Source organism: Streptomyces sp. NPDC058671 (genome assembly GCF_042716475.1).
In the GTDB taxonomy this organism is placed as follows: domain Bacteria; phylum Actinomycetota; class Actinomycetes; order Streptomycetales; family Streptomycetaceae; genus Streptomyces.
The window spans coordinates 30367-44195 of record NZ_JBHXSA010000001.1 but is presented as its reverse complement, the minus strand read 5'-3'; the positions used below and the strand labels follow the sequence as shown (position 1 = coordinate 44195).

Here is a 13829-nt window from a genome sequence, read left to right as displayed (position 1 = left end):
TTTCTCCCCTTATGGGGGGGATCAACGGGGCGAACTGCCGATGTGACCGCGGCGATGTAAGGAGAGAACGACGTGGACCTCGCTCTGGCGCCAGAGACGTTGGCGCGCTGGCAGTTCGGCATCACCACCGTCTACCACTTCCTCTTCGTCCCCCTGACGATCTCCCTCGCCGCGCTCACCGCCGGGCTCCAGACGGCCTGGGTGCGGACGGAGAACGAGAAGTACCTCAAGGCGACGAAGTTCTGGGGCAAGCTCTTCCTGATCAACATCGCCATGGGTGTCGTCACGGGCATCGTCCAGGAGTTCCAGTTCGGCATGAACTGGTCCGACTACTCCCGGTTCGTCGGTGACATCTTCGGCGCACCGCTCGCCTTCGAGGCGCTCATCGCCTTCTTCTTCGAGTCGACCTTCATCGGTCTGTGGATCTTCGGCTGGGACAAGCTGCCGAAGCGCGTCCACCTCGCCTGCATATGGATGGTGTCGATCGGCACCATCCTCTCCGCGTACTTCATCCTCGCGGCCAACTCCTGGATGCAGCACCCGGTGGGCTACCGCATCAACGAGGAACGCGGCCGGGCGGAGCTCACCGACTTCTGGCAGGTGCTCACGCAGAACACCGCCGTCACCCAGTTCTTCCACACCATGACGGCGGCCTTCCTGGTCGGCGGCGCGTTCATGGTCGGCGTCTCCGCCTTCCACCTGGCCCGCAAGAAGCACGTCCCGGTGATGCGGACCTCACTGCGGCTCGGCCTGATCACCCTGATCATCGCCGGCCTCTCCACCGCCATCAGCGGTGACATGCTCGGCAAGGTCATGTTCAAGCAGCAGCCGATGAAGATGGCCGCCGCCGAGGCGCTCTGGGACGGCGAGGCGCCCGCGCCGTTCTCGATCTTCGCCTACGGCGATGTCGAGAAGGGCCACAACAAGGTCGCCGTCGAGGTCCCCGGCATCCTGTCCTACCTCGCCAACGGCGACTTCGACTCGTACGTCCCCGGGATCAACGACATCAACAAGGCCGAACAGGAGAGGTTCGGGCCCGGCGACTACCGGCCCAACATCCCCGTCGCCTACTGGGGCTTCCGCTGGATGATCGGCTTCGGCATGGCCTCCCTGACCCTCGGGATGCTCGGCCTGTGGCTGACCCGGAAGAAGTTCCTGCTGGCCCCGGGCCTGAGGACCGGTGAGGACGAGGTGCCGAACCTGGTCCTGTTCAAGCGGAAGGCGCTCAGCCCCCGCCTGGGCAAGTGGTACTGGATCATCGCCCTCTGGACCATGGCGTTCCCGCTCATCGCCAACTCCTGGGGCTGGATCTTCACCGAGATGGGCCGTCAGCCCTGGGTCGTCTACGGCGTACTGCGCACCCGGGACGCGGTCTCGCCCGGCACCACGACGGCCGAGGTGCTCACCTCGATGATCGTCTTCACCGCGCTCTACGCGGTCCTCGCCGTCATCGAGGTCAAGCTCCTCGTGAAGTACATCAAGGCGGGACCGCCCGAGCTCACCGAGGACGACCTCAACCCGCCCACCAAGATCGGCGGGGACTCTCGGGACCCCGACCGCCCCATGGCCTTCTCGTACTGAGGCTGAGGAGATCGAGGCATGGAACTCCACGACATCTGGTTCGTACTCATCGCCGTCCTCTGGATCGGCTACTTCTTCCTCGAGGGCTTCGACTTCGGGGTCGGCGTCCTGACCAAGCTGCTCGCCCGAGACCGGGCCGAGAAGCGGGTCCTCATCAACACCATCGGACCCGTCTGGGACGGCAACGAGGTGTGGCTGCTCACCGCGGGCGGCGCGACCTTCGCCGCGTTCCCCGAGTGGTACGCGACCCTCTTCTCCGGCTTCTACCTGCCGCTGCTGATCATCCTGGTCTGTCTGATCATCCGGGGTGTCGCCTTCGAGTACCGGGTGAAACGGCCCGAGGAGAACTGGCAGCGCAACTGGGAGCGGGCGATCTTCTGGACCTCGCTGATCCCCGCGTTCCTCTGGGGTGTGGCCTTCGGCAACATCGTCCGGGGCGTGAAGATCGACGCGGACATGGAGTACGTCGGCGGTTTCTGGGAGCTGCTCAACCCCTACGCGCTCCTCGGCGGCCTGGTCACCCTGACCCTCTTCACCTTCCACGGTGCGGTCTTCGCCTCGCTCAAGACGGTCGGTGACATCCGGGTCCGGGCGCGGGCGCTCGCGCTCAAGCTCGGTCCGGTCACGGCGGTGCTCGCGCTGGGCTTCCTGACCTGGACCCAGGTCCACACCGGGGACAGCTGGAGCCTCGGGGCGATGCTGGTGGCCGTGGCGGCCCTGGTCGGCGCGATCGGCGCGATCAAGGCGGGCCGCGAGGGCTGGTCGTTCGCGCTCTCGGGCGTGACCATCGCCGCCGCCGTGGCGATGCTCTTCCTCGCGCTCTTCCCGGACGTCATGCCGTCGTCGCTCGACCCCGCGTGGAGCCTCACCGTGACGAACGCGTCGTCGAGCCCGTACACGCTCAAGATCATGACCTGGTGCGCGGCCATCGCGACCCCGCTGGTGCTGCTCTACCAGAGCTGGACCTACTGGGTGTTCCGCAAGCGGATCGGTACGCAGCACATCGCCGCCGACGCCCACTAGTCGTCCCGCCGCCACGTAGTCGTCCCACCCGTCGCGCCCGCGAGTCGGCCCTTCCAGGGAGCATGTTTCACGTGAAACCGATCGATCCGCGTCTGCTCCGGTACGCCAGGGCCACCCGAGTCTTCCTGATCGCGGTGGTGCTCCTCGGCCTCGTCGGGGCGGGGCTGGTCATCGCCCAGGCGATGCTCATCGCCGAGATCGTGGTGGGGGCCTTCCAGAAGGGCCGGTCGGCCTCCGACCTGACCACCGCCCTGCTGCTGCTCGTGGGCGTCGCGGCGGCCCGGGCCCTGGTCTCCTGGCTGACCGAACTCGCCGCCCACCGGGCGAGCGCTGCGGTCAAGTCCGAACTCCGCGGCCGGCTCCTCGACCGGGCGGCCGCGCTCGGTCCGGGCTGGTTGAGCGGGCAGAAGGCCGGTTCGCTCATCGCCCTCGCGACGCGGGGCGTGGACGCCCTCGACGACTACTTCGCCCGCTATCTGCCGCAGCTCGGCCTGGCGGTGGTCGTGCCGGTGGCGGTCCTGGCCCGGATCGTCACCGAGGACTGGGTCTCGGCGGCGATCATCGTCGCCACCCTGCCGCTCATCCCGGTCTTCATGATCCTCATCGGCTGGTACACCCAGGCCCGGATGGACCGGCAGTGGAAGCTGCTCTCGCGGCTCTCCGGTCACTTCCTGGACGTGGTGGCCGGGCTTCCCACCCTCAAGATCTTCGGCCGCGCCAAGGCGCAGGCCGAGTCGATCCGCGAGATCACCTCGGAGTACCGGCGGGCGACGATGCGCACGCTGCGGATCGCCTTCCTCTCGTCCTTCGCCCTGGAACTCCTCGCGACCCTGTCGGTCGCGCTCGTCGCCGTGACGATCGGCATGCGGCTCGTCCACGGTGAACTCGATCTGTACGTCGGGCTCGTCATCCTCATCCTGGCCCCCGAGGCGTATCTGCCGCTGCGGCAGGTGGGGGCGCAGTTCCACGCGGCGGCGGAGGGGCTCGCCGCCGCGGAGGAGATCTTCGAGGTCCTGGAGCAGCCGGTGCCGGGGGGAGGGGGTGCGGATGTCGCCGTACCGCAGTCCGTCCGGCTGGAGCTCGACCGGGTGACGGTACGTCACGCCGGGCGGGCCGAGCCCTCGCTGGACGCGGCGACGCTGACGGTCGAGCCGGGCGAGACGGTGGCCCTGGTGGGCCCGAGCGGGATCGGGAAGTCGACGCTGCTCGATGTCGTGCTCGGGTTCGCCGTGCCGGAGGAGGGTGGATCGGTACGGGTCGGGGGCGTCGACCTGGGATCGCTCGACCTGGAGGAGTGGCGGTCCCGGATCGCCTGGGTGCCGCAGCGGCCGTACCTCTTCGCCGGGACGATCGCCGAGAACGTCCGCCTGGCCCGCACGGACGCCTCCGACGAGGCGGTACGGGAGGCGCTGCGGGACGCCGGTGCGGACGGGTTCGTCGCGGGGCTCCCGCAGGGGCTCGACACGGTGCTCGGCGAGGACGGGGCCGGGCTCTCGGCGGGGCAGCGGCAGCGGCTCTCGCTGGCCCGCGCGTTTCTGGCGGACCGGCCGTTGTTGCTGCTCGACGAGCCGACGGCGGCGTTGGACGGGGAGACCGAGGCGGGGGTCGTGGACGCGGTCCGTCGGCTCGCCGCCGGCCGTACCGTGCTGTTGGTCGTGCACCGGCCGGCGCTGCTCGCCGTCGCGGACCGGGTGGTGACCTTGTCCAGGGCCGGGGCCGGGGCCGGGGCGTTGCGGGGCGCGGGCGCTGTCCTCGCGGAGGCGCGGGGGGTGGGCCGAGGGGCGGGGGGCGTCGAATCCGACACGGGTGCGGCGTTGTGCCCACCCGTTCCGCCCCCTGCGGAACGGATGCCCACACCACGTGCGGGTGTGGGCACCGCGCCGGAGGCCGTGCTTCGGCGGGTGCGGGACATGGCGGGGGAGCTCAAGGGGCGGATGGGGCTCGCGCTGTTGCTCGCGAGCCTTGCCCTCGGGTCCGCCGTGGGGCTCATGGCGGTGTCCGGGTGGCTCATCTCCCGGGCCTCCGAGCAGCCGCCCGTACTGCATCTGATGGTGGCCGTCACCGCCACGCGTGCCTTCGGTATCGGGCGGGCCGTGTTCCGGTACGCCGAGCGGCTCGTCTCGCACGACGCCGTGCTCCGGATGCTCGCCGAACTCCGGGTCTCCGTCTACCGGCGCCTGGAGCGGATCGCCCCGGCCGGGCTGCGCCGCACCCGCCGCGGGGACCTGCTCTCCCGGCTCGTCCAGGACGTCGACGCGCTCCAGGACTACTGGCTCCGCTGGCTGCTCCCCGCGGGCGCCGCGCTCGTCGTCGGGGTCGCGTCCGTCGGGTTCACCGCCTGGCTGCTGCCCGAGGCCGGTGCCGTCCTCGCGGTGGGCCTCCTCGTCGCGGGCGTCCTCGTCCCCGCGGCCGGCGGGGCGCTGGCCCGCCGGGCCGAACGGCGGCTCGCCCCCGCGCGCGGCGCCCTGGCCACCGCCGTGGCCGACCTGCTGCGCGGCTGCGCCGAGCTGACGGTGGCCGGGGCCCTGCGGAGCCGTATCGAACGGGCGCGGGCCGCCGACCGCACCCTCACCGGCATCGCCTCCCGGCAGGCCGCCGCCACGGCGCTCGGGTCCGGGCTCTCCGCCCTGGTGTGCGGGCTCACGGTCGTGGCCGCCGCGTTCGTCGGCGTCCAGGCCGTACGGGACGGGCGTCTCGACGGAGTGGCCCTCGCCGTGGTCGTGCTCACCCCGCTCGCCGCCTTCGAGGCCGTCACCGGACTGCCGCTCGCCGTGCGGTACCGCCAGCGTGTCCGGCACAGTGCCGAGCGGGTCTTCGAGGTGCTCGACGCCCCCGTCCCCGTACACGAGCCGGCTCAGCCGCACACCCCCCCGACGGGTCCGTTCCCGCTGGAACTGGCCGGGCTGTCCGCCCGGTACGCGGGGCAGGAGCGGGCCGCGCTCTCCGACTTCCGGCTCACCCTGGAGGCCGGGCGCCGGGTCGCCGTCGTCGGCACCTCCGGCTCCGGCAAGACCACGCTCGCCCAGGTGCTGCTGCGGTTCCTGGACGCGGAGCAGGGCGTGTACCGGCTCGGCGGGGTGCCCGCGCGGGAGCTCGAAGGCGACGCGGTCCGGCGGCTCGTCGGCCTCTGCGCCCAGGACGCGCACTTCTTCGACAGCTCCGTCCGGGAGAACCTGCGACTCGCCCGCACCGGGGCGAGCGACGAGGAGCTGCACGAGGCACTGCGCAGGGCGCGGCTGCTCGACTGGGTGGACGGACTCCCGGACGGGCTCGACACCCTCGTGGGCGAGCACGGCTCCCGGCTCTCCGGCGGCCAGCGGCAGCGCCTTGCCCTCGCCCGCGCCCTGCTCGCCGACTTCCCGGTCCTCGTCCTCGACGAGCCGGCCGAGCACCTGGACCTGGCCACGGCCGACGCGCTCACCGACGACCTGCTCCGGGCCACCGAGGGCCGGACGACCGTCCTCATCACCCACCGGCTGCACGGCCTCGACGCGGTCGACGAGGTCCTCGTCCTGGACGAGGGCCGGACCGTGCAGCGCGGCCCGTACGCGGAACTCGCGGAGACGGACGGCCCGCTGCGCCGGATGCTGGCACAGGAGCGGGCGACCGACCTGCTCGCCGTCGGCGCGGGAGCGGGCGAGGAGGGCCGGCCGACTTTTCTCGCCAAATAGGACTTACTAGGCTCACGTCATGACCGCCGCAGCGTCCGACGCCTCGGACCCCCTGGAAGCCACCACACAGGCCACCCGCAGCCTCCAGGGGCTGTCCACCGAGCTCACCGCCCGCGTACCGCAGCTCCTCGAGGCGATGCGCTCGGTCGGCACCGGGCTGGAACTCCACTCCACCCTCGACCGCATCTGCGAGACCGCCGCCGAACTCGCCGACGCCCGCTACGCCGCGATCGGCGTCGTCGACGAGGAGGGCAAGGGCCTCTCCGACTTCGTCACCTTCGGTGTCGGCGAGGACGTGGCCCGCCGGATCGGGAGGCGTCCCGACGGTCACGCGGGGCTGCTCGGCGCGCTGATCCGCGAGCCCCAGACGATCCGCCTCGCCGATCTGTCCACCGATCCGCGCTCCGCGGGCTTCCCGGCCGGACATCCCCCGATGGCGAGCTTCCTCGGCGTCCCCATCCGGGTCCAGGGCGAGATCTTCGGCAACCTGTACCTCGCGGAGAAGCGCGGGGACGGCGAGTTCAACGACTACGACGTGCACATGGTCCGGGTCCTGGCCACCGAGGCCGGCATCGCCATCGGCAACGCCCGGCTGTACGAGGCCGCCCGGCAGCGCGAGCGGTGGATCGACGGCTCGGTCGCCGTGACGACCGCGCTGCTCTCCGGCGGTGACGCGGACGACGCCCTCACGGTCGTCGCCGAGCAGGCCCGCAGGCTCGCCGACGCGGACGCCGGGATCGTGCTGCTGCCCGCCGAGGACGGCGGTCTGGAGATCGTCGCCGTCTCCTCGCCCCGGTCCACGAAGTCCCTCGGCGTGGTGATCCCGCCCGAGAGCGCGGTGGTGCGGCGGCTCCTGGACGGCGAGGCGGTCTTCGTGGCGGACGCGTCGACGGACCCGCTGATGATCAGCCGGCTGACCTCCTCGTACGGGCCGAGCATGATGCTGCCGCTGCAGAGCGGCGGGCGGGTGCTCGGCGCGCTCGCCACGCCCCGGGTGCGGGGGGCCCGCCCGTTCACGGAGGCGGAACGGACGCTCGCCACCCAGTTCGCCTCGCAGGCGGCGCTCGCCCTGATGATGGCCGAGGCGCAGCGCGACCGGGAACGCCTCGCCGTGTACGAGGACCGCGACCGGATCGCCCGTGACCTGCACGATCTGGTGATCCAGCGGCTCTTCGCCACCGGCATGATGCTGGAGAGCGCCCAGCGCAGGTCGATCGTGCCGGCGGTGCGGGACGGCGTCGGCAAGGCGGTGGACGAACTCGACGTCACCATCCAGGAGATCCGTACGGCGATCTTCGCGCTCCAGCAGGGGCCCGCCGAGGCGCCGTCGGGGCTGCGCACCCGGGTCCTGCGGGAGATCAACATGGCCGCCGTGCCGCTCGGCTTCAAGCCCGCGCACCGCTTTCTCGGCGCGATCGACTCGACAGTCGGCGAACTCACCGGCAAGAACCTCATCGCCGCCCTGCGCGAGGCGCTCTCCAACGCGTTCCGGCACGCGGAGGCGAGCAGGATCGAGGTGGTCGTCGACGCGGGTGTCACCCTGCCCGACGGCTCGGCGGGGGTACGGCTCTCGGTCGCGGACGACGGCATCGGCCTCCCCGCGGGCGGTCGCCGCAGCGGCCTGCGCAACCTGGCGCGGCGGGCCGAGGCACTGGGCGGCGCGAGCTGGTGCGGACCGGGGGTCGGGGAGGACGGCGGCGGTACGACGGTGGTGTGGGAGGCCCCGCTCTGACGTCGGTGGGACGGTGGTGCGGTGGGTCCCGCTCTGACGGCGGCGGTACGACGGTGGTGCGGTGGGCCCCGCTCCTGATGTCGGTGGGGCCGTCGGCCCCGTTCTAACGCCGGTCCTGCCGTGCCTCGGTGATCAGCTGTTCGATGACGACGGCCACGCCGTCCTCGTTGTTGCCGACCGTACGGCCGGAGGCGGCGCCGAACACGTCCGGGTGGGCGTTGCCCATCGCGTACGAGCGGCCGGCCCAGCTCAGCATCTCGATGTCGTTCGGCATGTCGCCGAAGGCGACGACCTCATCGGCAGTGATGCCGCGCTCGGCGCAGCACAGGGCCAGGGTGGAGGCCTTGGAGACACCGAGCGCGCTGATCTCGATGAGGGCGGTGGGACTCGACCGGGTGAACGAGGCCCGCTCCCCCGCGGCCGCCCTGGCCGTCGCGAGGAACACGTCGGGGTCGAGCTCCGGGTGCTGGGCGAGCAGCTTGAGGACCGGGGCCGCGGCGCCGGACGTCTCCTCGTAGAGGAGCTTCTCCGCGGTGGCGACGGTCGCCCCGGGGTCGAGGAAGAACGGCGGGTACTGCGGCTCGTAGTGGATGCCGGTGGTGAGCTCGACCGCGAAGGACGTCCCGGGGGCGGCGGCGCGCAGGGCCCGGACGACGTCGAGGGCGATCGCCCGCTCCAGCGGGTGCACGTCGAGGAAGGTGCCTCCCGCGTGGAGGTCGACGACGGCGGCGCCGTTGGCGCAGATCGCGAGGCCGTGGCCGTGGACGTGGGCGCTGACGACGTCCATCCAGCGGGCCGGGCGGCCGGTGACGAAGAAGACCTCGATCCCGGCCCGCTCGGCCGCGGCGAGGGCGGCGACCGTGCGTGCGGAGACGGACTTGTCGTCGCGCAGCAGCGTGCCGTCGAGGTCGGTGGCGATCAGCCGGGGCGCCGGGGCGGGAGTGCGCGGGGCACGGGGAGAGGTCACCGCGCCATTCTTCCGCACCGGGCGCACGGGCGTGCGGGGAGCCGCACATATGAGTGCCCTGGAGGTGGCCGGCCGCCGGGGCCGGGGTCGGGCGGGCTCGGGGGTGTCGGGCTGGGGGCCCGGCCCGCGCGGCCGACGGGTACGACCCGACATGGCCGTAAACATCCGTTCGTTCTCGGTGCTGAGGGGGAATGTCCCTGACAGCTGATGGCGTCTCAGGGGGGCGGGACATGGGCTCGGAGCGGCGGAGTGACGCGTGCGACTCCTGCGGTGCGCCGTACGGGACGTGGGTCCCGAGCCTCGGCCTGGCGCTCTGCCCGGAGTGCGAGGGTCCCGGGGCGGCGGCTGCCACACGGGACCCGGTCCTCGTGGGCGACGTCCTGGCCGGTCTGATCGACGCCGCCGCGTTCGCGGTCCGGCCGGGCAATGCCGTACCGGAAACCCGCTCCGCCGCGTCCGCGTCCGCGTCCGCGTCCCGGCCCCGGCCCCGGGGGCACGTGCCGGAACCGCGCTCCGGGGGGTTCGGGCCGGACACGGCCGGTGCCGCCTTCGGGGAGTGCGCGTGGTGCGGAGCGCGGGTCGAGTGGCGCCGTACGGCCCTGGGGCACTGGCTCATGATCGAGCCGGGGGCGCTGAGGGCCGGGGTCGTCCCCGCGCGCAGCCGGCGGCGCGTCGCCGACGACGGGACCGTGGGCGATCCGGGTGCCGTCGGTGCTGTCCTGCCGTCCGGCACCTGCCGGGTCGCTCATGCCGACGTCTGCGGGGCGCACCCGGAGCCCGTCGGCTTCCCCGTCCTGTCGGCCCTGTGGCGGGGCCACGTCCGGCGATCGGCCGTGGGCGCCGACCGTCACGCCTGAAAAGCCGAGACGGCATCGAAGACCCGTGTCCTCGATGCCGTGCTCATCCTGGAAGGGCGGTCAGGGCGCCCTCGTCCCGCGTCTCGGGTGACGCCGTGGCGGATGTCAGCCCCAGATCATGTCGTCCGGCGCGGGTGCGCCCACGACGACGGACTCCGTGATGTCGCCGGTCAGGGCGAACGTCGGGGTCAGGAGGGCGAAGGCCGTCAGGAGAACCGCAGCCCAGCGGTGGGCGGGACGAAAACGCTGCAAGGGATGAATCCCTTCCGAAGTCGGTGAGTTGTTCCTTCTGTGCGACAAAGCTTCGCGAAGCAGAAAGACCTTCGGAAGAGGAATCCGGTGGACGGAACGGGCCCTGGACCGAAGCGGTCAGCGGGCCCGGCTCAGGGTTCAGGGCTCAGCCACAGGCCTTCGAGCCCGGCCGGCGCAAGCAGCGGCGCCTCGGAGCGCCCGACCCGCCAGCCCGGCAGCGGACCGATCGCGTCCACCGCGCGTCCGCACAGTCTCGCCGCCGTCTCCTCCGCGTCCCGGAGGCGTTCGGTCAGAAGGTAGACACCCACGGTCACACCGTGCCCGGGGCGGGGGTGGATGACCACATGTTCCACCCTGTCGTCGGGGTGCGCCAGGGCGCGAAGGAGATCCGCGAGGTTCTGAGGGATACACAAGTCCACCTTCCTGTTCAGGAGTTCGGTGTGAACGAGATACACACTCGCACTTTCCCAAAAGGGCGAACAAGGGAGAAGAGCACCAGAAGTCCCATTCCGGCAATGGCCGGTACAGTCCACACCGCCATCTGTAGAAATCCGGCCACACGTGTGATGATGGAGCGCCTATACAGCGAGACCTCCGGGGGGAGATGTTTCCGTGCTCACGTCGCTCGGCCTCGATGCCGTTGCCGAGGCCGTCTACCGGGGCCTCCTTGCACAGCCGCAGGACGGCGTGAAGGACCTCGCCGAGCGACTGGGACTCACCACCGACCAGGTGCGCCACGCCCTCGACACCCTGAGCGAACTGGCACTGCTGAGACCCTCCTACGACCGCGAGGGCGAACTGTGGCCCGTATCGCCCGAGGTCGGCCTGCAACTGCTCATGACACGTCAGCAGGAGCAACTCGCGGCACACCAGAGACAGCTGGAGGACTCGCGGGCGGCCGCGGCCCGGCTGATCGCGGAGTTCGCGGAGGCACGGCCGGCCGACACCCGCTCCCACAGTGAGCGCCTGACCGGGATCGACCAGATCCGCGACCGGCTCGCGGCCCTCACCCGGGACACACGGGAGGAGGTCATGACCTTCGCCCCCGACGGGCCCCAGCGGCCGGAGCACATCGAGGCCGCGAAGCCGCTCAACCGGGAGCTGCTGGAGCGCGGTGTCCGGATGCGGACGGTCTACCTCAACAGCGCGAGCAACAGCCCGCACACCCTCCAGTACGTGAGCTGGCTTTCCCAACTGGGCGGCGAGGTGCGCACGGTGCCGACGCTGCCGACCCGGATGATCGTCGTCGACCGCAAGGCCGCCGTCATCCCCGTGAACAGCGACAACAGCTCCGAGGGCGCCCTCGTCCTCACCGGCCACGGCACGCTGACCGCACTGTGCGCGCTGTTCGACAGCGTCTGGAGCGGCGCCCGGCCGCTGAGCGAGGAGAGCAGGGCCGACGACCAGGGGCTCACCGACCAGCAGGCCATGGTCGTGGTCCTGCTGGCCGAGGGCCACACGGACGAGACCATCGCCAAGCGGCTCGGCGTGTCGCCGCGTACCGCGCGGCGGCTGGCCTCCGAGCTGATGACGCGGCTCGGGGCGCGCAGCCGGTTCGAGGCGGGCGTCCGCGCCGTGCAGAACGGCTGGATCTCGGAGCAGCGCTGACCGTCCCGCGTGTCCCGCGTGTTCTGCGTGTTCTGCGTTCGCGCGTGTTCTGCGTGTTCTGCGTGTCCCGTGTGTCGCACGCGTCCCGCGCGTCTGCGTCTCGTCGGCCATCCGGGTCGCCCCGTAGCGGGGCGGCCCTTTCGTCGTGGCTCCCGTGACTCGCGCCCCCCCCGTGACTCGCGGCACCCCCCGTGACTCGCGCCCCCGTGACCCGCCCCCTCCCTGGTCCGTCCCCCCGTGCCCGCGTCCCGGTGGCCCTTTCTGTCCAGGACCCGAAGGGGCCACCGGAGTTGTCTTCCCTGGCGTCCGCCGATCGAGAAGATTTGGCCCCGACAGCCGGGACACACCGGAACCGGCGCAGACGGGGAGTCGACATGGTGCGTGCCGGGATCTTCGTCCGGAACCCGCTCGCCCTGCTGGGCATCCGCTATCTGCTCGACGCCGAGGACGACATCCAGGTCGCCTTCGCGACCGGCACGCCCTTCGCGGTGGCGGCCGGCACGGTCGACTGCCTGGTCCTCGACCTGGGCCTGCTCGACGAACTGCCCGACCCTCCGCACGGCACGACCGGTGTGCCCGCCGCCCGTACGGTCCTGCTGACGGCCGACGGGACGGTCCACGGAACGGCCGATGGGACGGCAGGCGGATCGGTCGGCGGGTCGGCCCACGGAACGGCCGGCGGAACGGTCGGCGGGCGGCGCACCGTCTCCGGGCGGACGGGTGCGACGCATCCCTTCGACGATGCCCCGCTGCTGCTCGTGGACGCCGTCCGGCGGGTGGCGGGTCCCGGTCCGGCTCCGGCCGGCGCCGTCGTCCGGCAGGGTGTCGCCACGCTCTCCCCGCGGGAGCGCGAGGTGCTCAGGCATCTCGTCGAGGGCTGCACCCACGACCAGGCGGCCCGGCGGATCGGGATCAGCCAGCACACGGTCGACACGTACGTGAAGCGCATCCGCTCCAAGCTCGGCGCGCACAACAAGGCGCAACTCGTCCGCGCCGCCCTGACCGCCCCGCGCGCCCCGTACGCGCACATCGAACCCCGACAACGACAGCAGGTGGAGACGACATGACGTCCGAGGACAACGGCACCCATCTCGTGGTCCGCAACCACGAACTGCGGTACTCGCTCTGGCCCGCCGACCGTGACCTGCCGGCCGGCTGGGAGCCGGACGGGTTCCGCGGCGACCGGCAGCAGTGCCTCGACCACATCGAGGAGGTGTGGACGGACATGAGGCCGCTCAGCGCACGGGCGCCGGAGCCCGCGGCGGCCCCGCGCTGAAGGCGACGGCCGAGGGGTGGCTCCGGGAGTAGGCGGTGAAGGTCAGCGGTCCGCCGCCGATCACGGCGACCGCGGCCGCACATCCCGCGCCCGGCTCCAGGTCGGCCAGGACGAAGTCCTCGGCGGGCCTCGCGGCCGGACCGCCCAGGAACAGCACCCTCGGGTCCTCCTCCGGGGCCGACACGCCGATCTCGGACAGCGGGACCCGCAGCCCCAGACCCGTCGCCTTGAGCACGGCCTCCTTCCGGGTCCACATCCGGTGGAAGCCGCTCGCGGTGGCGTGGGCGGGGGTGCGTGGCTCCGCGGGCCCGATGACATGGGGGAGCAGTTCCGTGGGCGACACGGACGCGCCGATCTCCTCCACGTCGATGCCGACCGCGCCGGCCCGGGTGACGGCCACCGCCACCCGGTCGCCCGAGTGCGAGACCGACACCTGGAGTCCGGTGCCCGGCAGTTCGGGCTTGCCGTGGTTCCGGTCGCAGTCGGGGCAGTGGGCGACCACCTCGACACGTCGGGGCGCGCGTCCGAGATAGCCGGCCGCGGCGGTGCGCAGCAGGGCCCGTCCCGCGATGAACCGTCTGCGGTCCTCCGCTCTGCGCAGGAGGGGGATCCGCTCCTGCTCGACGCTGTCGAGCAGGGCCAGGCAGTCGTCGGTGACCGTGGCCGGATCGGTCCACCAGATGTGGCAGTCGGCCGGACCGAGCACCGGGACGGCCGGGGTTTCGACTTCCACCGCTTCGCCTTCCACATCGCCTTCCACTGCCGGGACGGAGAGGTACCGCGTGTACCGACCGGCCTCCCATGGTGGCGGCAGGACGGCGTGGGCGCACGCCCCCGAAAGCCGTGACACCTGTTTGGGGGA

12 protein-coding genes are annotated in these 13829 nt (G+C 72.1%); 8 read left to right on the top strand and 4 right to left on the bottom strand.

The window, feature by feature from the left end; genetic code table 11:
* Positions 1 to 72: 72 nt before the first annotated feature.
* From ACFWV2_RS00115 to ACFWV2_RS00100, 4 genes are all read left to right on the top strand, one after another.
* Positions 73 to 1581 (top strand): cytochrome ubiquinol oxidase subunit I, encoded by a 1509-nt coding sequence (locus ACFWV2_RS00115; protein ID WP_384399282.1) that lies wholly within the window; start codon positions 73 to 75, stop codon positions 1579 to 1581.
* 18 nt (positions 1582 to 1599) lie between these two features.
* Positions 1600 to 2604: a cytochrome d ubiquinol oxidase subunit II gene (cydB, locus tag ACFWV2_RS00110; protein WP_384399279.1), complete on the top strand. Its 1005-nt coding sequence runs from the start codon at positions 1600 to 1602 to the stop codon at positions 2602 to 2604.
* A gap of 62 nt (positions 2605 to 2666) precedes the next feature.
* A complete protein-coding gene (gene cydD, locus ACFWV2_RS00105) occupies positions 2667 to 6275 on the top strand; it encodes a thiol reductant ABC exporter subunit CydD (RefSeq protein ID WP_384399276.1) in 3609 nt (1202 codons plus the stop codon).
* A 19-nt stretch (positions 6276 to 6294) separates the two neighbouring features.
* On the top strand, positions 6295 to 8007 hold the full coding sequence (locus ACFWV2_RS00100; RefSeq protein ID WP_384399273.1) for a GAF domain-containing protein: 1713 nt from the start codon (positions 6295 to 6297) through the stop codon (positions 8005 to 8007).
* Between the two features lie 103 nt (positions 8008 to 8110).
* Here ACFWV2_RS00100 and ACFWV2_RS00095 read toward each other — a convergent pair whose 3' ends face one another.
* Positions 8111 to 8974 (bottom strand): Cof-type HAD-IIB family hydrolase, encoded by an 864-nt coding sequence (locus ACFWV2_RS00095; RefSeq protein ID WP_384399270.1) that lies wholly within the window; start codon positions 8972 to 8974, stop codon positions 8111 to 8113.
* A 230-nt stretch (positions 8975 to 9204) separates the two neighbouring features.
* On the opposite strand from ACFWV2_RS00095, the gene ACFWV2_RS00090 reads away from it, so the two are divergent.
* Positions 9205 to 9831 (top strand): DUF6083 domain-containing protein, encoded by a 627-nt coding sequence (locus ACFWV2_RS00090; RefSeq protein WP_384399268.1) that lies wholly within the window; start codon positions 9205 to 9207, stop codon positions 9829 to 9831.
* A gap of 105 nt (positions 9832 to 9936) precedes the next feature.
* Here ACFWV2_RS00090 and ACFWV2_RS00085 read toward each other — a convergent pair whose 3' ends face one another.
* Together ACFWV2_RS00085 and ACFWV2_RS00080 are read right to left on the bottom strand one after the other, a co-directional pair.
* Positions 9937 to 10083 carry a hypothetical protein gene (locus tag ACFWV2_RS00085; RefSeq protein WP_384399265.1) on the bottom strand — a complete coding sequence of 49 codons (147 nt, stop codon included), beginning with the start codon at positions 10081 to 10083 and terminating at the stop codon, positions 9937 to 9939.
* A gap of 131 nt (positions 10084 to 10214) precedes the next feature.
* Entirely contained in the window at positions 10215 to 10391 is a 177-nt protein-coding gene (locus tag ACFWV2_RS00080; RefSeq protein ID WP_384399262.1) for a hypothetical protein, read from the bottom strand.
* Between the two features lie 304 nt (positions 10392 to 10695).
* Between ACFWV2_RS00080 and ACFWV2_RS00075 the strand changes: the two genes are divergently transcribed.
* From ACFWV2_RS00075 to ACFWV2_RS00065, 3 genes are all read left to right on the top strand, one after another.
* Entirely contained in the window at positions 10696 to 11691 is a 996-nt protein-coding gene (locus tag ACFWV2_RS00075) for a helix-turn-helix domain-containing protein (protein WP_384399259.1), read from the top strand.
* A 374-nt stretch (positions 11692 to 12065) separates the two neighbouring features.
* Positions 12066 to 12758, top strand: a complete 693-nt coding sequence (locus ACFWV2_RS00070) for a response regulator transcription factor (RefSeq protein ID WP_384399256.1) — start codon at positions 12066 to 12068, stop codon at positions 12756 to 12758.
* Positions 12755 to 12967, top strand: coding sequence for an MbtH family protein (locus ACFWV2_RS00065; RefSeq protein WP_384399253.1), 213 nt, complete (start codon positions 12755 to 12757; stop codon positions 12965 to 12967). Before ACFWV2_RS00070 ends, ACFWV2_RS00065 begins: the two co-directional genes overlap by 4 nt.
* Here the strand turns inward: ACFWV2_RS00065 and ACFWV2_RS00060 are convergent.
* Positions 12927 to 13700, bottom strand: a complete 774-nt coding sequence (locus ACFWV2_RS00060; protein WP_384399250.1) for a 4'-phosphopantetheinyl transferase family protein — start codon at positions 13698 to 13700, stop codon at positions 12927 to 12929. The genes ACFWV2_RS00065 and ACFWV2_RS00060 overlap by 41 nt on opposite strands.
* Positions 13701 to 13829 lie beyond the last annotated feature (129 nt).

Excerpts from the sequence above, each read along its gene's own strand:
- cydB (WP_384399279.1), top strand. The coding sequence starts at position 1,600 with ATGGAACTCCACGACATCTGGTTCGTACTCATCGCCGTCCTCTGGATC.
- cydD (WP_384399276.1), top strand. The coding sequence starts at position 2,667 with ATGTTTCACGTGAAACCGATCGATCCGCGTCTGCTCCGGTACGCCAGG.
- ACFWV2_RS00100 (WP_384399273.1), top strand. The coding sequence starts at position 6,295 with ATGACCGCCGCAGCGTCCGACGCCTCGGACCCCCTGGAAGCCACCACA.
- ACFWV2_RS00090 (WP_384399268.1), top strand. The coding sequence starts at position 9,205 with ATGGGCTCGGAGCGGCGGAGTGACGCGTGCGACTCCTGCGGTGCGCCG.
- ACFWV2_RS00070 (WP_384399256.1), top strand. The coding sequence starts at position 12,066 with ATGGTGCGTGCCGGGATCTTCGTCCGGAACCCGCTCGCCCTGCTGGGC.
- ACFWV2_RS00065 (WP_384399253.1), top strand. The coding sequence starts at position 12,755 with ATGACGTCCGAGGACAACGGCACCCATCTCGTGGTCCGCAACCACGAA.